At 69.8% G+C, this 18,495-nt stretch carries 19 protein-coding genes; 6 read left to right on the top strand and 13 right to left on the bottom strand.

What is annotated here, in order from left to right:
* Positions 1-72 precede the first annotated feature (72 nt).
* The 6 genes from AB0A95_RS19695 to AB0A95_RS19720 form a co-directional block, all read right to left on the bottom strand.
* A complete protein-coding gene (locus AB0A95_RS19695) occupies positions 73-297 on the bottom strand; it encodes a hypothetical protein (RefSeq protein WP_357557188.1) in 225 nt (74 codons plus the stop codon).
* A complete protein-coding gene (locus AB0A95_RS19700) occupies positions 284-1,876 on the bottom strand; it encodes a macro domain-containing protein (RefSeq protein ID WP_357557189.1) in 1,593 nt (530 codons plus the stop codon). The genes AB0A95_RS19695 and AB0A95_RS19700 overlap by 14 nt, the downstream gene beginning before the upstream one ends.
* On the bottom strand, positions 1,873-2,406 hold the full coding sequence (locus tag AB0A95_RS19705) for a flavoprotein (protein WP_357557191.1): 534 nt from the start codon (positions 2,404-2,406) through the stop codon (positions 1,873-1,875). The genes AB0A95_RS19700 and AB0A95_RS19705 overlap by 4 nt, the downstream gene beginning before the upstream one ends.
* Entirely contained in the window at positions 2,403-2,978 is a 576-nt protein-coding gene (locus tag AB0A95_RS19710) for a GNAT family N-acetyltransferase (protein WP_357557192.1), read from the bottom strand. The genes AB0A95_RS19705 and AB0A95_RS19710 overlap by 4 nt, the downstream gene beginning before the upstream one ends.
* A complete protein-coding gene (locus tag AB0A95_RS19715) occupies positions 2,975-4,489 on the bottom strand; it encodes a hypothetical protein (protein WP_357557193.1) in 1,515 nt (504 codons plus the stop codon). Before AB0A95_RS19715 ends, AB0A95_RS19710 begins: the two co-directional genes overlap by 4 nt.
* Positions 4,490-4,606: 117 nt before the next feature.
* Positions 4,607-5,125 (bottom strand): flavoprotein, encoded by a 519-nt coding sequence (locus AB0A95_RS19720; protein ID WP_357557194.1) that lies wholly within the window; start codon positions 5,123-5,125, stop codon positions 4,607-4,609.
* A 217-nt stretch (positions 5,126-5,342) separates the two neighbouring features.
* On the opposite strand from AB0A95_RS19720, the gene AB0A95_RS19725 reads away from it, so the two are divergent.
* The 4 genes from AB0A95_RS19725 (at position 5,343) to AB0A95_RS19740 (ending at position 8,300) form a co-directional block, all read left to right on the top strand.
* Positions 5,343-6,449, top strand: a complete 1,107-nt coding sequence (locus AB0A95_RS19725; RefSeq protein WP_357557195.1) for an FAD-binding oxidoreductase — start codon at positions 5,343-5,345, stop codon at positions 6,447-6,449.
* Positions 6,450-6,592: 143 nt separating this feature from the next.
* The gene (locus AB0A95_RS19730) at positions 6,593-6,868 is read left to right on the top strand and encodes a hypothetical protein (RefSeq protein ID WP_357557196.1); all 276 of its coding nucleotides are present in this window, start codon (positions 6,593-6,595) and stop codon (positions 6,866-6,868) included.
* A complete protein-coding gene (locus AB0A95_RS19735; protein ID WP_357557197.1) occupies positions 6,861-7,475 on the top strand; it encodes a DUF6879 family protein in 615 nt (204 codons plus the stop codon). Before AB0A95_RS19730 ends, AB0A95_RS19735 begins: the two co-directional genes overlap by 8 nt.
* Before the next feature lie 33 nt (positions 7,476-7,508).
* Positions 7,509-8,300, top strand: coding sequence for a DUF6082 family protein (locus AB0A95_RS19740; RefSeq protein ID WP_357557198.1), 792 nt, complete (start codon positions 7,509-7,511; stop codon positions 8,298-8,300).
* A 5-nt stretch (positions 8,301-8,305) separates the two neighbouring features.
* On the opposite strand, the gene AB0A95_RS19745 is transcribed toward AB0A95_RS19740, so the two are convergent.
* Positions 8,306-9,193, bottom strand: a complete 888-nt coding sequence (locus tag AB0A95_RS19745) for a cellulose binding domain-containing protein (RefSeq protein ID WP_357557199.1) — start codon at positions 9,191-9,193, stop codon at positions 8,306-8,308.
* 201 nt (positions 9,194-9,394) lie between these two features.
* Here AB0A95_RS19745 and AB0A95_RS19750 point away from each other — a divergent pair, with 201 nt between their 5' ends.
* The gene (locus tag AB0A95_RS19750; protein ID WP_357557200.1) at positions 9,395-9,865 is read left to right on the top strand and encodes a peptidase inhibitor family I36 protein; all 471 of its coding nucleotides are present in this window, start codon (positions 9,395-9,397) and stop codon (positions 9,863-9,865) included.
* Positions 9,866-9,868: 3 nt separating this feature from the next.
* Here the strand turns inward: AB0A95_RS19750 and AB0A95_RS19755 are convergent, their stop codons facing one another.
* The gene (locus tag AB0A95_RS19755) at positions 9,869-12,283 is read right to left on the bottom strand and encodes a hypothetical protein (RefSeq protein WP_357557202.1); all 2,415 of its coding nucleotides are present in this window, start codon (positions 12,281-12,283) and stop codon (positions 9,869-9,871) included.
* Between the two features lie 387 nt (positions 12,284-12,670).
* Positions 12,671-13,219 (bottom strand): hypothetical protein, encoded by a 549-nt coding sequence (locus tag AB0A95_RS19760; protein WP_357557204.1) that lies wholly within the window; start codon positions 13,217-13,219, stop codon positions 12,671-12,673.
* A gap of 221 nt (positions 13,220-13,440) precedes the next feature.
* Here AB0A95_RS19760 and AB0A95_RS19765 point away from each other — a divergent pair, with 221 nt between their 5' ends.
* Complete coding sequence (locus AB0A95_RS19765; RefSeq protein ID WP_357557206.1) at positions 13,441-14,331, top strand: hypothetical protein; 891 nt, start codon at positions 13,441-13,443, stop codon at positions 14,329-14,331.
* A gap of 117 nt (positions 14,332-14,448) precedes the next feature.
* Here the strand turns inward: AB0A95_RS19765 and AB0A95_RS19770 are convergent, their stop codons facing one another.
* From AB0A95_RS19770 to AB0A95_RS19785, 4 genes are all read right to left on the bottom strand, one after another.
* On the bottom strand, positions 14,449-15,285 hold the full coding sequence (locus AB0A95_RS19770) for a hypothetical protein (RefSeq protein WP_357557207.1): 837 nt from the start codon (positions 15,283-15,285) through the stop codon (positions 14,449-14,451).
* Between the two features lie 529 nt (positions 15,286-15,814).
* Positions 15,815-16,183 carry a DUF4180 domain-containing protein gene (locus AB0A95_RS19775; protein WP_357557209.1) on the bottom strand — a complete coding sequence of 123 codons (369 nt, stop codon included), beginning with the start codon at positions 16,181-16,183 and terminating at the stop codon, positions 15,815-15,817.
* Positions 16,176-16,616: a helix-turn-helix domain-containing protein gene (locus tag AB0A95_RS19780; protein ID WP_357557211.1), complete on the bottom strand. Its 441-nt coding sequence runs from the start codon at positions 16,614-16,616 to the stop codon at positions 16,176-16,178. The genes AB0A95_RS19775 and AB0A95_RS19780 overlap by 8 nt, the downstream gene beginning before the upstream one ends.
* Before the next feature lie 93 nt (positions 16,617-16,709).
* On the bottom strand, positions 16,710-18,494 hold the full coding sequence (locus AB0A95_RS19785) for an ABC transporter permease (RefSeq protein WP_357557213.1): 1,785 nt from the start codon (positions 18,492-18,494) through the stop codon (positions 16,710-16,712).
* Position 18,495 lies beyond the last annotated feature (1 nt).

The raw sequence follows: 18,495 nt of genomic DNA on the forward strand, positions 1-18,495 counted from the left end.
GAACTCTCGGGGGTAGGGCTTGGGCACAGCGACATCCTTCCAGCCCGCCCACAGGGCAAGCCATCTCAGGTGTCACCTATCGGTGCAGCAGACCCGGTGGTGGAGCTTGTCGTCGTCGCTCGGGACGGCTTGCAGGGCGCGGGCGGCCAGGGTCGCTATGTGGCGGGCGAGGGTGTGGTGGGCGTCGGCGGGGTCGAGTTTGTGGTGTTGGACCAGGGCGGGATCGACGTGCTGGAGGCGGTCGGCCAGCTCACGAGTGATCAGATGCTCGTAGACGCCCCGCTCAAGATCCGTCATCACCGCACGGTAACTCTCTCTGTGGCGGCACTGCCCTCCGCCGCGCTGTGAAAGGTGACGTCGAGCTGTCGCTTGCACCGTCCGGCGGAAACAACAGCACCCGTACGTCCGCGAGTGCAGCGAAGGCCCGCTCCAGCAACGGTCGGACTTCGCCCCAGTCGAGACCGCCGTTACCGCAGCTCAGCGCCGGCACCGCGACCGAGGAGATGCCATGCGCGCGGACAACGTGGACGAGGTCGCTGAGCCCGGCCTGGATATCTGCCACCTTCGAGCTGGTACGCCAGTGGCCCTTCGTCGGGAAGTTGATCACGTAGCGGCCTGGTCCTGGACGAGCCGAGTCAAAGAGGAACATCTGACCAAGCTTTATCTCCTTGGCGGCGCATGCTGCCCGGTAGGCGGCGTAGTTGGCCGGGTAGGCGCGTTTGAACTGAAGGGCGATCCCCTTGCCCATCACACCCACGGTGTTGACCGCGTTGACCAGAGCCTCGGCGTCAGCGGTCAGCAGGTTGCCTTGCGCGATGATGATCAAATCCGTGTCTTTCCCATGGTGATCCTTGGTACCAGTTGGGCCTGACATCGACGGACACGGCAGTGAGGCTAGCGGCAGCCACTTCTCAGCAGGTACTGGAAGGGTTTGCGCCCTCAGGTGGTGATTTCGGAGATTTCCGCTCGGCCCAGGCGTGACAAGATCGGCGAATGGCCGCCAGGGCTTGGCGTGGTTGTCCTTCCGCACCGATTGGAGGCGGTTGACGAATTCCGCGGCCACGGCCGTCGAGGTCGTCAGGAGCGGCACGGCGGCTGCGATCATCTTCAACTCGCGTGCTTGCCGAAGAAGCGGCCACGACGGGTCCGAGGTGACGTCAAAGCCGTACGCGGTGGCCAACGAGCGGTGTCTCCCTGTTCCTCCGAACCGTGCCTCGCCGACCGCAACCGCCGCTAGATCAACCTGCCAGGGTCCGATGGAGGTCGCGTCGAAGTCACACAGGACCGTCCGACCCGACGTCTCTCTGAGCAGGTTGCTCGCGTGGGCGTCCCCGTGGATAAGCGTCTGCGTCCCGCGCTCGATGAGGGCCGTGACTTGCGGCTCCAGGCGTTCACACCAGCCGGCCAGGAAATCCCGGTCGGGCTCGCTGAGCCCGTCGGCGTCAGCCAGCCTTCGCCGTGCGTCGCCGACCGGGTCCCAGACGGGCAGCGGGAAGGGTGGCACGCCGAGTGCATGAAATTCGCGCAGCACCGTGCCAAGATCCTCCGCCGTGAGGGTAGGTGGTTGCGGCGGGACGTATTGCCACACCGAAGCGACGAGATCCCCGACCTCGATTGGCTGCTCGACGTCTCGCGCCAGGCGGATCGTCGGCGCATCGATCTCGGCGAACCACCGCGCAAGCCGGACCACCTTCCGCACCCTGTCCTGAAGCTGATGGGTCCGCGCGATCCGGATGACGATTCCGGCCCGAGGCAGCGCGAAGGCGGCGTTGTTGGTCAGTCGCAGCAACTGGGCGTCGTCGGCCGAGACGCCTAGGGTGCTGGCGATGTCCCGCATGGCCGCCGTCATCGCCGCCTCGGAGAACCGTCCGCTCATGCTGGACGAAGCAACCGCAGCGCCTTGATGACCATGCTCCAACGGTCGGACGTGTGGGTCGCGTTCAGGGGCATCCCCTCGGCCACGACAATGCCGGCGGCGCGCAGCACCGCCACGTGCCCCGCATACGCCGGATGCGCGGCCAGCTCCGCCTTGACGTGCGGAAAGGCAAGGATCGGTAGGCCCGCGCCCGTTGCCTCGTTGAGGACGCCGAGCGCCAACGTGTCGTTGATGCCCAAGGCCCACTTCGTCACGGTGTTGAACGTGACCGGCGCGGCCACCACCACATCGGCCGGTGGGTGCGGCTCGGGGTCGCCGGGCATCCGCCACTCGACGCGTACGAGATGGCCGGTCTTGTCTTGCAGCGCCGCACGGTCGAGCCATACGGCGGCGGTGGGACTGGCGATCATGCATACCCGCCACCCGTCGGCGATCAGGAGGTCGACCAGCTCGTCGATGTGTTCCGCCGGACCTGCGGCGCACACGACCAGATACAACACCGGGCGTTCGGGCGGCGCCTTCTCGCTCATGTGTCGGCTCTGCCGCCCAGGGCCGCGGTGTTGTGGGTGGGTGTTCGGACCAGGACATCGAATACTGGCGCGTTCTCCCAGCTCGGCTGAAGCATGGTCACCTTGGCCCACCCCCAGGAGCGGTACGCCGTTTGAGCGGCAGCATTGTCGGGACGAGCCAGGAGCGTGGTTCGCGGCTCACCTCGGGCCGCGATCAGCTCGTCATGCAACGCGGCAGCGATGCCCCGGCGGCGCCAGGCGGGGTGGACCAGCAGCTCGCTGAGCGCGAAGGTGCGGGTGCCGTCCTCTTCGGTGAACCCGGGCGGCACGGGCTCGTGGATGCCCTCCCACCATCGCGTCTGCGGGGGTAGCGGGAAGCCGTAGATGTAGCCGACCAAAACGCCGTCGACTGTGGCGGTGACTAGCTCCCACCCAACTCGCTCCATGTGGAGGTCGAGCTGACGCCGGTAGCGATCCTCGCTGTAGAACTCGCCGCGACCCGCGTAGACCTCTAGGTAGAGGTCCACAAGCTGATCGAGGATCCCCTCGGCCTCCTCGGCGCTGTGATGGCGGAGTCGCAGGCCCTCAATCACACACTCACCGCCCGGTCGTAGGCGTGAACGAACTGCCGCGTTGCCGCGGTCGGGTGCCGTGACGCGGCTAGATTCGAGCGCACCTGCGAAAGCTGTCGGCTTATGCGCCCCGAGTTCATCTGACTGGCCACCGGCAGGATGTCCAGGGCTATGCGTGCTGCCCCGTTGGCGTCACCTTGCTGGTACGCGGCCTCAGCGAGGTCGACCGTGTATAGGACCTGGTTGCGTCGATGGCCCGGCGACGGATTGGTGATGATGGCGCGGAACGACTGAGCGGCACGGTCGGGCCGGTCCAGCGCGAGGTAGGAAAGCCCCTGGATGCCGTTCACTTCTTGCTCGTTCACGAAGTCGAGAAAGCCCAGATCATCCTCGTGCGGTCCACGCTCCAGCTCCCGGCGTGCTTTGGTCATCTCCCGGCTGAAGCCACTCGCATCCCTGAGCACGGCGTACGTATGCGCTCTGCGCAGATGGAGCAGCGTGGTGAGTCGAGGTGTCGCCCATCTGGCAGAGACGCGTAGCGCGGCTTCGGCGCAGTGCAGCGACTCGCCGGGTTGACTCTCGCGGAGCAGCATAGATAGCTGGGTCAGCGCACGTACTTCCACGCGAGGGTCGTCGGCGATGCGGGCCCGGGTGATGGCCTCGTTCAGGTACGGCCTGGCTTCGGGCCTGCGTTCAGCATCGATAGCGAGCCACGCGGCCTGGATGCTGAGGTCAGCCAGGGCGCTTTGAAGGGCGTCGCCGACTTGTCGGCTGTAGGTGGCCCTCGCCGCCCAGGCCGACAGCCTGGCGTGCGCCTGGACGGCGACATCACAGAGTTGGTCGGCGCCGGCTGCCGCATCGGCTCGACGGAGATCTTCGACCAGCGAGCTGGCCAGTCGTACCTGCTCCATGCCGATGTTCCTCGGGTCAGTAGCTCCCGGGAGCAGGTAGGTGTGCCCGGCTGCGGCGAGTCCCGCGAGCGCGGCCATTGCGTTGAAACGTCGCCGGTCCGTAGCGCCACCCCCTCCGGTTGCTGCCCCCTCCACGGTAACCGCTATGGCCGGCAGATCGCCCTGCTCAGCTATCCGGCCGCGGGCATAAAGATCGTCTGTCGTGCCCTCTGCGGAGCGGTGGTCGGCGAGGTAAGGCTGGCCAGGAAGACCGAACCATAGGCAGGGTGCGGGTATCCCGAGAAGCTGTGCCCAATGCGTCAGTCGGTCCAGGTGTACCAGCGGTGGGCCGTTCTCCACCCGACTGAGCTGCGCCTGCGTGATGCCCAACCACCCCGCCACCACGGTCTGCGGCAAGGCGACCCGCCCGTGGTACGGATGGCAGCGGTACGCCCGGATCACCCGCCCGAGATGCCGCTCTGCCAACGCGAGCCGCACCGGCTCGTGTTCCCAGAAGCTAGCCGGCACCACCGGCGGCGCGCTCAACCGGTCCCGCTCGGCGGCCTGGCAGGGCGTACACCGTCCGCTGTCGTTGTCCCGGGCCAGCCGTCCGCCACACCGGGGGCAGTTCGCGTGGGTCACCGGCGGCTCCGTCCGTCTCGCCTCATCGAACCTATCCATTGAACACGGTGCGTGCGGAGCTGGTATACGCACGACGCATATGGTCGAGGACCGCCGGACAGGGCAGACGACAGCTACTCAGGCTGGACGAAGCAACCGCAGCGCCTCGATGACCATGCTCCAACGGTCGGACGTGTGGGTCGCGTTCAGGGGCATCCCCTCGGCCACGACAATGCCGGCGGCGCGCAGCACCGCCACGTGCCCCGCATACGCCGGATGCGCGGCCAGCTCCGCCTTGACGTGCGGAAAGGCAAGGATCGGTAGGCCCGCGCCCGTTGCCTCGTTGAGGACGCCGAGCGCCAACGTGTCGTTGATGCCCAAGGCCCACTTCGTCACGGTGTTGAACGTGACAGGCGCGGCCACCACCACATCGGCCGGTGGGTGCGGCTCGGGGTCGCCGGGCATCCGCCACTCGACGCGTACGAGATAGCCGGTCTTGTCTTGCAACGCCGCACGGTCGAGCCATACGGCGGCGGTGGGACTGACGATCATGCATACCCGCCACCCGTCGGCGATCAGCAGGTCGACCAGCTCGTCGATGTGTTCCGCCGGACCTGCGGCGCTCACGACCAGATACAACACCGGGCGTTCCTTCATGCCCGCAGTCTGCCCGACCAGGGCGACACGGAGTCGACCATACGCATCGCACATGCCGCCAACGATCACCGCGACATGCCGTAGTGCCTGGTCAAGCGCGAGAGTCGACGTATGGCCCGGGGCGGGTGCCTTGTCCCGGAGTGGCGCCGACCCTCACCGGCGCGGCTCCATCCACCCGCCCCGGTGCCCCTCGATCCGTCAACGTCTCGGAGCCGGCATGCCCACCTCGATCGACGACGACCACCCGACGCACCGGAGCCTGGCCGCCGCCTGGGCGTCGGTCGACGTGCGGGCCGCCGGCGACTTCTGGTGCAGCCTCGAAGACCGCCGATCCGGCCTGCTCCGGCACCGCGACGCGCCGCTGTTCTTCACCGCGTTGGGCCAGCTCACGGTCGGCGTTGACGACCCGGCGCACCGGGCGGCGCTGCTCCTGGTGCTCGGCCGCGCGTACCGTCATCTTGACCTGCTCCCGCACACCACCACCGTCGGTGACGCCCTGCTCGCCACCGTGGCCCGTCACGCGCACCCACTGTGGACGTCGCAGCTCGCCCGCGCTGCGGAGCGCGCCCTGCGCCGCGCCACGCAGGCCATCCGTCGCGCCGCCGCGCAGGTCGACGACGGTCGGGCCTGGTGGCACGTCGAGGTGGTCGACCACGACCGGCCGTCGCCCGACATCGCCATCCTGACGGTACGTCCCTGGCGGCGAATCCCCTTCCAGTCAGGTCAGGCGGTCCCGGTCTGCACACCCCGCCTGCCGGGGCAGTGGCGCTGGCTCTCACCGGCCAACGCCCCACGCGCGGACGGCACCGTCGAGCTGCACGTCCGCGCCGTACCCGCCGGCTCCGTCTCCCACGACCTGGTCCACGAGGTACGCCCCGGCGAGTTGCTCTGGCTCGGCCCACCTCGCGACGTTGGGCTGAGTCTCGACCCGTCGAGCGCGAACGATCTGCTGCTCGTGGCCGGTGGCACCGGGCTGGCGCCGCTGCGTGCCCTGGTCGAGCAGGTCGCCGCCGCACCTGATGGTCGGCGGGTGACGCTTGTCGTCGGCGCCCGCGCCTTCCTCGACCTGTACGACGCGATCACGCTCGACAAGCTGCAATGCGCCCACGACTGGCTGACCGTCGTGCCGGCGTTCTCCGCCGACCCCTGCGCCGAGCCGGCCGAGCAGGGCGACGCCCTGACCATCGCCCTCGATCACTACCAGCCGGGCCAGGAGGTCTACCTCTGCGGCCCACCCGCGATGCTGGCCGGCGCGCGGGCACGGCTGCTCGCCCGGGGCATTCCCGACGCTCGCATCCACACGCCCGCGACCTTCACCCGCTGACGGGCAAATGCCGCAGTCGATACATTCTGGCGGGCCCTGTGAGGTTGGCAGATTCACTTTTCCCTATCCGAAGACACGAACAATTCGGACCAAGTCCTGGCCTTCGTCTTGTTAGCCTGATCGCCAATCCACAATCGTGGGAGATGACCATGACCGGATATTGGGAAGCAGACCGCACTGTGCACTTCTCGCGCAGACTCGGCAAGTCGGCCGCGGAGCTGGGCGAAAGTGGGGGAACGACGACCTGTCCCGACGTCTGGGAGCTGTCGAACGGCGATGTCGCGGTCATCGGGCGCGATCTGACCGATGTCCTTGCCACCCGGCTACCCGGCGGCGTCAGTGTGGGTGCCGACGAACGGGTGGTCGTCATTCCAAGGAGCATGCTCGTTGCCGCCAAGCCGGACATCCCGGATGCGTGATCTGTTGAGTGCGGTCGGCCGGGAGCGGCTGAGCCTCGCCGAGTACGACGCCGACTTCTACGCGACCGTCGAGTCGACCGACGGTCCGATCCTCAAGACCGAGCGGATGCAGACCTTCCGTGAGCCGGGCAGCCCCAGTTGGGAGGCGTACGCCGATGGTCGTTGGGAGGACGCTCTTCGGATCGCCGCGGAGCCGAACCCGGAGTTGGTGGCGTTCTTCGAGCACCTTGACCAGCTCGGTTCCGGCCTTCGGCGCCTACGGATCGTCGAACTGCCGTTGACGCCGTACCTGATCTGGGAGCTGCATTTCCTTCGCTACCGGGCCGAAGCCGGGGAGCAGATTCGCGTGCTGAACGCAGGCTCGGTGAGCGAGTGGGAGGCTGCGGCTGGCTTGGTTCCGGAGCTGATGGTGGTCGGCCGTCAAGCCGTCTACGAGGTTCTCTACGACGATTCGGGCACCCCTGTCGGTGCCGAGAAAGCAGTTGAGCCGGCCGTGGTGGCGGGCTGTCGAAGCCGTGTGCTGTCGCTGCTTGAGCAGGCCGAGCCCTTCGAATCCTTCTTTCGTCGAGAGGTCGACGGGACGAGGCCGAGACTGCCACAGCTGTAGTAGCCTGCCTCCACCAGCGAGCGTGGAGGCAGTGTGCCCCGACTCCGGATGGTCTCCGATCTGGCCCGTCGATCCGCCACGCCGACGATCCTGCTCCTTGCCGTCCTGGCCATGCTGGCAGCCGTCCTGCTCTCGCCCGCCGTCCTGCTCTGGATCGGCAGACGACCCGGGTACGACTGGCCGTTGCTGGGCAACGTCGGTCAGACGTACGGTGCTGCTTCGGCGATCCTCGCGGCTCTCGCGCTCATCGGCGTGGTGTCGTCGCTGACGCTGCAGGCACGGGAGGCCAAGGCGGCCCGTGAGCAAGCACTGCGCGCCCTGCACACCGATCTGCTCAAGATGGCCATCGACGAACCCGCGCTTCTCGAATGCTGGGGGCCGATCGAGGACGCCGCCGACATCGGTTGGTTCCGCAAGCACGTCTACGCGAACCTCATCGTGTCCCACTGGCAGTTGATGTGGGAGGTGGACGTTCTCACCGCGCAGCACCTCGAAGTGCTCGCGGACCAGTTCTTCAAGGGGCACGTCGGCCGTCGATTCTGGGCCGAGGCACGTACACCGCGGATGACCGCCGAGACGTCACGACGAGCCCGACGTTTCACGGCGACCGTCGACCGCCGCTACCTGGCGGCGGTGGCAGCAGGACCGGCCGAGAATGAGCCCGTCGGGACGGCAGGGTCGACCAGTCCCGACACAACGTCTGCGCGCGGGGCCCGGGCGGCGGGACACGCGACCGCGCTTGGCGTCGGCGTCGTACTCGGCGCGGCTGCCGTCATCGCCGGGCGCCGTCGACGCCTCGATGGCTCACGCCGGCGCGACGGCTGAGCGCATCAGGCGGCGGGGTCGCCGAACTCGCGTACGCCGTCGACGTCGACCGTGATCCGTTCGTTGTCGGTCCACTGACCGGTGGCGGCGAGCCAACTCGGGTCGTCGCGCTCGTCGATGTCACTCCAACTGTGCCGGTGGTGCCGTAGCTGGATCGGGCCTGTCGACTCGCCCGGCTCCAGCGTGCCGTCGGTGAAGGTCAGCTCGACCCAGCCGTAGATCGGTGTACCCGGGATCGGGTAGCCCGGTGGCGTGGGGGTGGTCGACGCGGGCGGCCCGGCCGGCGGTGGGATGAAGAACAGCACGGTCTGCCGGATCCGGTCGCAGCCCAGGGCGGCCCAGTCGCAGTTGGCCACCAGCGAGGTGTTGGCGCCCTCGAAGCGCAGGTGGTAGCGCACCCGCACGGTGCTCAGGTCGAGTGGCCCGGTGCCGGTGTTGGTGACGTTCACGGCGTGCTGGATCTGGTTGTTGGTGGGGGACCAGTCGAGGTTGAGGTAGCTGACAGTCGCGCGGCCGCTGGCGGTGCGCACTGTCGTGACGGCCGAGGTGTCGGAGTAGCCGCCGAGCGCGCGGGCGGCAACCCCGATCCGGTACGTCGTGCCGGGTGCCAGGTCGGTCAGCGTGATCGTTGTGCCGGTCGACGTGCCGAGCCAGCGGTACGAGTGTGGGCCCAGCGGAACCTGCACCTCATAGTTGATCGGCTGCTCGGCGGCCGGATCGCCGACCCATGTGGAGGGCGCCCAACTGAGGGTGAGCTGGTGTGGTTGGTTGACCACCACAGTGGGGGTGCCGGGGGTGCTGATGGCGGGGCCGTCGGCGCGGGCGGCATCGACGGCGAGCAGGCTCGCCAACGCGGCGAGGACGACGGCGGCGGTGAAGCGGCGAGCAGGCATACCCGAATGCTAGCGGCAATGCACCGAAGTCAATGCGATGTCTCACGTGTTGGGGGCGGATGCACGATGGTGCCCCAAAAGCCTATTGTCAGGATTCTGCACAGATCAGAACTGGCGATCAATAAAGGATTCTCCATACGCTGATCGGGCGGTCCATCCATCGCGAGGTGTCGAATGGTCATTCCACGTCCCATTGTCGCAGTGCTCACTGTCGTACTCTGCTGGCTTTTGATCCTTTTTCCGGCACCCGGCCCGGCGAGCGCCGCTCCGGCCGGAAGTCAGGAAATAGCCGATTATCTGGCTACCCACCCGGGCGGCAAGGCGATCAACGACAACGAGATCAGCTACGACGGTGGGGCCTTCGTCGTGACCCTGCGGCGGCCGTTCGGGACGCTCGCCGCCGCCGACTGCCCCTCGGGTTGGTACTGCTTCTACGAGTGGCCCAACTACGGCTATCCCCGGGGCCGGCTCTCCGACTGCGGCCGGCAGAGCCTCGCCACCTGGTACTGGCAGTTCCGTGTCGAGTCGGCGCACTACAACCTCACGAGCGGTTCGGTCTCGTTCTACTACTACGACACCCGGCTCTTCGACATCGGTGCGGGCAACCGGGTCCGCAGCGACGCGGCGCCCTACCGCAACTGGCCGAACTACGTGCAGCGTCGCTGCGGCTGACGGTCAGGCGCAGCCGGGGCCGGTGGTGCGGCTGGTCCGTTCCTTGCCCAGGAACAGCACGTAGTCGAGGGTCCGGTTGTCGGTCACAGTGGTCGTCTCGTGGCTGAGCAGCTCGCCGGTGCGGGCGTCGAACTGCACGGTCTCCCGGCGGTCCTGACTGTCGTCGGCGCTGAAGGCCAGCCCGGGTCTGTCGTTCCAGTCCGGGTACGCGCCCCGGTCCTGGATGCCCGGAGTCGCCGCCAACTCGAACAACAGCGCCGAGAGCTGACGCGGGCTCAGCAGGTGGTAACGGAAGATCCGCACGACCACGTTGAGCATCCCGGCCGCGTTGCGCAGCTCCGATGGCAACTCGCCCAGCTGCGCGGCGAGCTGCCGGCGTAGCTCCACCGGGTCCGTCGAGGGCACCGGCGGGATCTCGGACAGCTCACCCAGCCCGTAGCGGAACGACGTGGGCTTGCCGGAGCGGCGACCGCCGGTGACCAGGGTGACGATCCGCTGCCCGGACAACGCGGCGGTCCACCACAACTGCTCGTCGCGGTAGCTGCGGCGATCGAGGCCCGGCGCGAGATCCTCCGGTGCCCAGACCCGAAGGCAGGACACTGTGTACGCCCCGTCGGCGGCCGCGGGCGTGACCCCCGCGGCCGTCAGCGCGAGGTCCGCGAGACGCCGGGTGCTGCCGGCGTACGTGGGGGTGCTGCCGACCGACGGCACTGCCCCGGGCGACGCCTCGCTCGTCGGGGTGACCGGAGTCTCGTCGCGCCCCCGGATCCCGGAGCCGCAGACCGCCACCAGCGGTGTCAGGGACACCCCACCGAGCAGGATCGCCAGGACGGCCCGCAGCTTGGGCGGCAGTCGGCTGATCCGGCCGGGGCCCGCCGGCACCCCGCTGGAGCCGTCGCCAGCGGGGCGGCGGGGTCGGGGAATCGCGTTCGTGCGGGCGGAGTCGACGTAGCGCGGGGCCGGTCGGTTGACGGGCCGTTCGCCGTCGCGGACCGGCGGCCAGCCGGACGCGCCCGCTCGGGTGACACCTGCCGCGTTTCCCGTCGCCGCGCCCGGCCGGCTGCTGATCGGGGCGTTGCCACTCGTCGACAGCGCGCCGGACGCGAAGCGTGGCGGGTTTCCGCCGTCGCCGGGGCGGGCGATCGGCGGTGCCGTCGGACGCCGCGGCGTCCCGTGCCAGCCACCGGGACCCGGCTGTTGCTGAATGGGGACCGACCCCCAGGGCCACGCCGGTGCCTCCGGGACGGGCGGGGGCCGCGTCTGGTCCGGCGGCATCCGGTCCAGTGGGGCGGCGCGGTTCTGCTGGCTCGGCTGTGGTCCCGCCGCGTCGAAGCGGGCCGACCTGTCGTTTGCCGGTGACGCCGGGTGCGGTGTCGCGCCCGGCAGGGTGGGCAGGCCGGCCGCCGGCGGCGGCACCACCTCCGGCCGGAACTCCTGTCGGTAGGCGTGCGCCGCGTGGGCGGCCAGTCGGAGGTACCAGGCTCGTCCGGTGGGGCCGGCATCCTCGTAGGTGCAGCAGATCAGCGCGTGGCTCAGCAGGGAGAGCAGGTACTGCGCGCGCCAGATCGTCCCCCAGTTGCCCTTCGTGGCGACCGTCGACCCCGCAGTGTGGCTGGCCTTGATCACCTTCGTCGCCAGCGCGGGCAGCCGGTCCGAGGCACGACCGCCCGGGTCGACGAGCAGGGCGAGGAGCGCGTTGGCCTGGGTGGTGCGGGGCGCGCCGGCCACCTCGGGGAGGACGAAATCCAGAAGCAGGGTGACCAGGTCGCGGGTGAGTGGTGCGTCGACGGCGAAGCGGTCCGTGTCGACCAGGCAGAACTTCCGGACCTGCACCCGGTCGGCCGAGGAGTACGGGAAGAGCACGTTGCGCCCGTGCAGGTCGCCGTGCGACGCCCCACTGAGCCTGTCGATCTTGTGGTCGGCAAAGAGCGCGCCGGCGTCGGCGAGCCGGAGTGGGTTCGGCAGCACCAGGCCGAGCGCGGGGTCGTACAACCAGTCGGCGGCGGGGTCGCCGAGGCCCAGCGCGGAGACGGCCCCGTACACCTCGGCCTCGGCACCGGCGTCGGCCAACTCCTGTCGCACGAACTGGCCGACACTTGTCTGGCTGATCCGACGCCCCGGGCGGTGCCACCCCCACACCCCGTCGAGCAGTGCGCGGTAGGCGTCCCTGAGCTGGTCGTCGCTCACCTCGGCGAGCGGGACGACCCGTTCCGCCCCGCGCGCGACGTCCTGGAACATCAGGTGCCGGCCGTCGCCGACCGGGTGTCGCGGGTACGGCTGGCGGACCAGGTGGCGCTCCGCGAAGCCCGCGTCGACGCCGACCGCCCTGCGGTGCCGGGCGGCCTCCTCACTCGCCTGCCCGGTCGACAGCACCTTCACGTACAGCTGCTCGGGATCGCGGCCGTCGTTCTGCTCCACGACCACCGGGATCAACCGCCCGCCGCCGCGCCCCCGAAGCGGGGTGCCATGGCTCGGGGGGCGAATGCTGGCGTCACGCCCGGTCGCCCAGTTCCGCAGCGCGGCCGAAACCGCCGCATCCTGTATGTAGCGTTCGAACTCGTCAATGAGGCCGTCGCCCATGTCCGCCGTTGGACCTTCCACGAGGGGTGAAAGTGGACGCGGACGGGCGGGGGTGGCACGTCCGAGGAGGGATGCGCGGGTGGGCGCGAGGCTCAAGCTACCGCAACTTTCGGGCGAACGCGGTATTTATTCGCAGCATCCCCCGCACCTACCCAAAAGTAATAGATGACTACTTTCCGCTTGCGGGGCAACGCGATCCGTAACGTCCAGAGTGGAGGCTGGCCGTCAGGAGTGGTCGTCATCCGAGGGCGTCGCCGGCAGGTGGACGGCCCCGACGAGGGCGTCGGCGAGGAGGGCGGCGGCGTCATCATCGAGCCCGAGGGTCGTGGCGTGCCGCCGCGACACGTCCCGCAGTCGGGCCACCTGGGCCGCCGTCACCACGATCCGGCCCTCGACCGCCGGCAGTGCGGTGCCGGCCAGCTCGCGACCCGACGCCGCACGACGCTCGGTGCCTCGCCACCGCCGCCAGCGCGACCTCGCCACCTCGACGCCGAGGCCCAGGATCTCCCGGACCGACATCGTCACCACCTCGAGGACGACCGCGCTCACCAGCGCCTCCTCGATGCCGAAGCCGACAGCGCTGCCGGGCGTGCGGCCCCGCGCCGCCCCGGCGTGCCACAGCGCGGCCACCTCGTCGAAGACCTCCGACTCGGCCGGGGCGAGTCGCCCGCTCACCTGCCGGGCCAGCCGGACCACGAAGTCCGACGCGTCGACGGTGGTGGTCGGAACGGCGGATTCCATGGTCAACGCGGCCTCCCGAGCCGACTCCAGCACGATTCGACCCCAGGCTATCGAGCACCGGCAAGCACGTCTGTCCCTCGATCGTCGCAACGGCCACGGCGCGGACGGCGGACCGCTCGGTCCGTTACGCGACGTAGTCGGTTTAGAGATAATGCCTGGTCAACCGACTACCTACCGTGAACCCGTCATCACCAACGGCCTCGACGTCGGCGTCGTCACGCCCACCGGCCGAGGCCTCAGACGGGAGAAACACCATGCGTACCAAGAAACAAGCCCGAGCGTTCGTACTCGTGCTCGGTCTCGTCGCGGCCGGGGCGGTGCTCGTCCCGGCGAGCCCGGCATCCGCCGCGGTCCCCGGCCTGGTGCGGATCGCCGCGACAAGTGTCAGCAACTCGGCCGACTTCCACAGCGCCACGGCGACCTGCCCGGTCGGCAAGGTGCTGACCGGCACCGGCTACGAGCTGAACGGCGTCACCGGCGAGGGCATCGTCGACGACCTGCGCCCCAACGGGGGCCCGGCCACCGCGCCGACGGCCGTCACGGTGGGCGCGTACGAGGCGGAGGCGTTCGCCGGCAACTGGTCGGTGACGGCCTACGCGATCTGCGCCAACCCGCTGCCCGGCCTGGTGCGGGTCTCCGCGGTCAGCGTCAGCGACTCGGCCGACTTCCACTTCACCACGGCGACCTGCCCGGTCGGCAAGGTGCTGACCGGTACGGGCTACGAGCTGAACGGCGTCACCGGTGAGGGTGTCGTCGACGACTTCCGCCCCAACGGCGGCGTAGCCGCGGCACCGACAGCGGTCGGTGTCGGCGCCTACGAAGCCGATGCCACGGCTCTCAACTGGTCGGTGACCGCGTACGCGATCTGTGCCAACCCGCTGGCGGGCCTGGTGCGTGCCGCCACAGTGGGTGCCAGCAACTCCCTCGACTTCCGCAGCGTCGTCGCGGGCTGCCCGGTCGGCAAGGTGCTGACCGGTGCCGGCTACGAGCTGAACGGTGTCACCGGTGAGGGCGTCGTGGACGACTTCCGGCCCAACGGAGGCCCGGCGACCGCCCCGACGACTGTCGACTCGGGTGCGTACGAGGAGGACGCGTTCGCCACCAACTGGTCCGACACGGCGTACGCCATCTGCGCCACGGCGTAGCCGGCAGGCCGTGGTCGGAACGGACGGCCGCCCCGACAGGCGTGATGCCGGTGGGTCATCACGATGACTCACCGGCATCACGCTCGTCAGGGCAGGACCGTCAGCGCTCGTCCGGCCTCACGGATTCCAGTAGACGAAGACGCTGGCCCTGTCGAAGCGTCGTTGCTTCAGGTCGGCACGCTGGATCACCCAGTGGATGCTCGCCCCGCCCTGTCTGCCGCCGTGGAACTCGGCCAACAGAACCCAGTCACCATGGTCGGGTGGCCCGTCCTCGCCGGAGCTGCCCGAGCGGTCGGCGCCCAACCAGGCGGGGTTGAAACCGTTGCAGTCAGTGCCGTAGCCGCCCAGCAGCAGCGGCGTCGTATGGCCGCCGTAGGAGAAAGCGCCGTCCGGCACGTCGCCCAGGACGTCCTGCCACACCTTGGTCAGCTCCTCGAACGGAGGATCGCCCGGCAACGGCGGAGACCACGGTGGCCCCGGGATCGTCTTGACGTAGGGCAGGGAGATGTCGACGGTGAGGTGCAGATCGCCCTGCGGGATCTCCGCGTAGACCTCGGCGCACTCCTCGTCCTCCGGAGAGAACCCCTGCGGATACTGCTCACGCTCGTCGACTGCCACGCCCGCCGGCACGTACATCACCTGGCCGTAGCCGTCCTCCTCGGGCCAACCGAACAGCAGCAACTGGCCGTCGGCCGGTAGCGGAAGGTCTGTCACGTCTGCCGGAAGGGCAGCGCAGTCGATGGTGGCGATCAGGGGGAACGTGGGATCCTTGGCGTCGGCTGGGAGCAGCACGGGCCCACGGATGGCGCCCACGACCGGCCCATCACCCTGCTGGGTCAGGAGCGCGGACGGGCGGGCGAGCCCCAGCCAGCGCTCCACCTCGGCGGCGGGGATGTCGCGGCGCAGCGCCTCGGCGCGGACCTGATCGAGAATCTTCTCGTTTCGGGGAAGCACGCGAACACCGTAGATCAAACGTGCGACATCCTCCGACCCCTGCTGACCGCCGTGCTGGTCCTGGGCCTACGGCCCCATCGGGTACGGCCCGTGGCGCCCCACCAGATCGCTCGACGCCGACCCGACCGCGACCCCGGCCAGGCGCGGCTGCCGAGCAGGCCCGAGCCGGGCAGGTTGAGCCGGACGCCGGTGGAGATGGCAGTAGTCCACAACCGCCAACAATAGGCGCAATGTCCGAAAAGCAGCGGCACCTTCACCCCACAGTCGGAGGTCGAACTGTCCATGCCGCACGTCGCGGCCAGTTGGTCCGGCAGCGGCGCGAACACGGTGTCGTGGGATCCGACCCTGCGAGTGGTCGTACCGCCCGGGAGCGTCGCCGGCACCTACACCGCGGTGGTGACCCACTCAGTCCTGTAATTTTCGCGACCGGGGCGGTCAGACCACCGTCAGGTCGCCGCGGACCGGAGGGCGTCCGCTACCGGGCGACGTGCGGCGCTGCGCCGACGACCTTCCAGGATGGCCGGGTCGGCTATCCCGTGGCGCGGAGGCGGTCGTCGAGGGCGTCCAGGTCGGGGACGAACCAGATGTGCCCGCCCCGGTTCGACTCGTGTACCAGGGCGCGAAGCGCCGAGCTGCCCTCCAACTGCGCCGAGATGTCCCCGACCACGACAAGCCGCACCTGGTAGTTGACGAACTTCTGCATCACGTCGCCGGCGATGCGGGTGCCCAACGAGAAGAAGCGTTCGTCGAGCCGGGTGGCCGGCACGGCGACCACCCGGGCGCCGAGGAAGGCCGCGCCGATCAGGTCCAGTGCGTCCTGCTCGGTAGCGATGGTCGGGCCGGTCGGGTCGCAGACCAACACCTGTACGCCGACGCGTTCCCGGATCTCGTCAGGCATCGTGGACCTCCCGGTCGAGTAGGCCGTTGTCGGCGTTGAGGACGGCGTCGAGCAGGTGCAACAGCTCCGCGGTGGCGGCCGGGTCGCCCAAGATGATGATCTTCGTGCGGTGGCGTTCCTCGTCGTACACCGTCTGCACCCGCAGTGGGTTGGCCTGGTCGTGGCCGGTGTTGGCGCTGGTGAGCACGAGCGTGCCGAGCCGGTCGGCGGCAGCCCGGTCCACGCCGTCGACCTGCACGATGCTCGACACCTCCGCCTGCCCGCGGACGCTCGCGGGCGTGGACGCCTGTCCGGTGAGCGCGTCGAGATCCCGGGCGGCGATCCGGTACTGCTTGCCGATCCGCACCGCCCGCAGCCGGCCCGAGCGGATGTAGCCGCGCACGGTGCGGACGTGCAGGCCGAGCCGGTCGGCCACCTGCTCAACTGAATACATTTCCGTCATCATCCCCTATCCTAGCTTAATAGGGATGGTTAGGTAATGTTGAGGCGCGATGCGTGGCCCGTGACAGTCGCGACGATCTGCCGGTCAGGTCGCCGTGGACCGAAGGGTGTCCGCCACCGGGCGACGTGCGGCGGCCAGAGCGGGGACGGCGGTGAGCGTGGCGACCGCGACCAGGACGCCAATGGCCGTGCTGAGCGTCCAGGAGACAGGCGGGTATCGCTCGCCGTCGAAGAAGAGGTACAACCCGATGCCGAAGGGGATCCCGACGGCGACGCCGGGGATGGCGGGGAGCAGCTGCGCCACGGCCAGTCCCAGGCCGGCCTGGGCCGGCGTCGCGCCGAGCGCGCGGGCGACCGCCAGTGGCTGTCGGGTGTCGAGGACCGCGGTCCAGGTGCTCACGATGGTGTTGAGCAGCGCGAGGAAGCAGGCCACCCCGGCGACGATCAGCATGGCCTGGAGGGTTCGCTCGTTGCGGGGGTCGGGCAGCTCCGAGTAGCCCAGATTCAACGGATCGTCGTCCTGCGCCAGGATCGTGAGGACGGCGGCGAGCGCCGCCGTGGTGATCAGGGTGTTCACGGTGACGAGGCGGGCGCGGTGTGGCCGGCGCGCGTTGATGCGTACCCCGATCAGCAGCGCGGTGGGCAGCCGGCGCGACAACCAGATCGTCCACCGCCGGCGACGCGGTGGGGTGGGGACGTCGGCCAACGCCTCGATGGTGCTGGTGGTGGCGGCGCGTAACACCGGCCCCAGGGTCGCCGCGACGGCGAGCGCGAGGGCGAGCGCGGTAGCGGTGACCACCACGTGCAGCGGCGGGTTCACGCCGACGGAGCCGACGAATCCGGCGCTGGAACGGAACAGTACGGGCGCTGCGAGCCAGCCGATGGCCAGCCCGGCCCCGGCGGCGGCGAGCCCGATCACGAGGTACTCGGCCAGGTGGACGGCGGCGATCACGCCGGGCCCGGCGCCGATGGCCTTGAGCAGCCCCACCCGGCGACGCCGGGCGATGACCCGGCCGGCGACGATGCCGGCGATGCCGACCACCGCGAGACCGGTCAGCAGCCACGCGCCGACCACCAGCGCCGTCTCGGCCTGCCGGTTCTGTCGCCCACTGCTGTGGGCGATGTCCCGCGCGGACCGGAGGCTCCAGCCGCGGAAGCGGGGATCGCCGCCCGACGGGCGGATGGCCCCGGCGCCGGCATCGCGGTCGGCCAGCTTGAGGTTCAGGGTGTACGACAGCGGCTGGTCCCCGGCGAGGGTGGCGATGTCGCCGTGGTCGACCCAGACCAGGCCGCCCTTCTCCACCAGGTTCCCGCCCGGCAGGTGCCAGTGGACCTGCGGGTAGACCGGCCGGGCGGCGGTGACCGCGAACCCGGTCACGTGCAGCGGGTGGCCGTCGACGCCGACCGTGTCGCCGAGGCGTATGCCGAGGGCGTCGGCGAAGGTGCGTTCGACGACCACGCCGCCGGGGCGTACCCAGGTGCCGTCGGTCACCGCCGGCCGGTTGACCGCGGCCGGGGCCTGGTCGCGGCCCTCGACGATGACCCGGACCGTCGTGTCGCGGGCGGTCAACGCCAGGAAGGCCAGCGGGAAGGGTCCGCTGTGCGCGGTGACGCCGGGCAGGGTCGCCAGCGGGGCGAGCGCGTCGAGGGCCTGCGGACCGGTGAAGCCCGGTTCCACCACGAGGTCGGGCCCGGCGGTGGCGGCCCGGGTGCGCTCGTACGGGCGGGTGACGAGCTCGGTGAGGGTGAGGCCGAGAGTCATCGTCGCGGTCGCGGCGGTGATGGCGACCAGCAGCAGGACGTTCTCGGCCCGGTGTCGACGCAGGTGCCGCGTCAGCAGTCGACACATGAGCAGCAGGCGGCCCGCCACG

The organism is Micromonospora sp. NPDC049230 (assembly GCF_040647875.1).
Taxonomy (GTDB): domain Bacteria; phylum Actinomycetota; class Actinomycetes; order Mycobacteriales; family Micromonosporaceae; genus Micromonospora.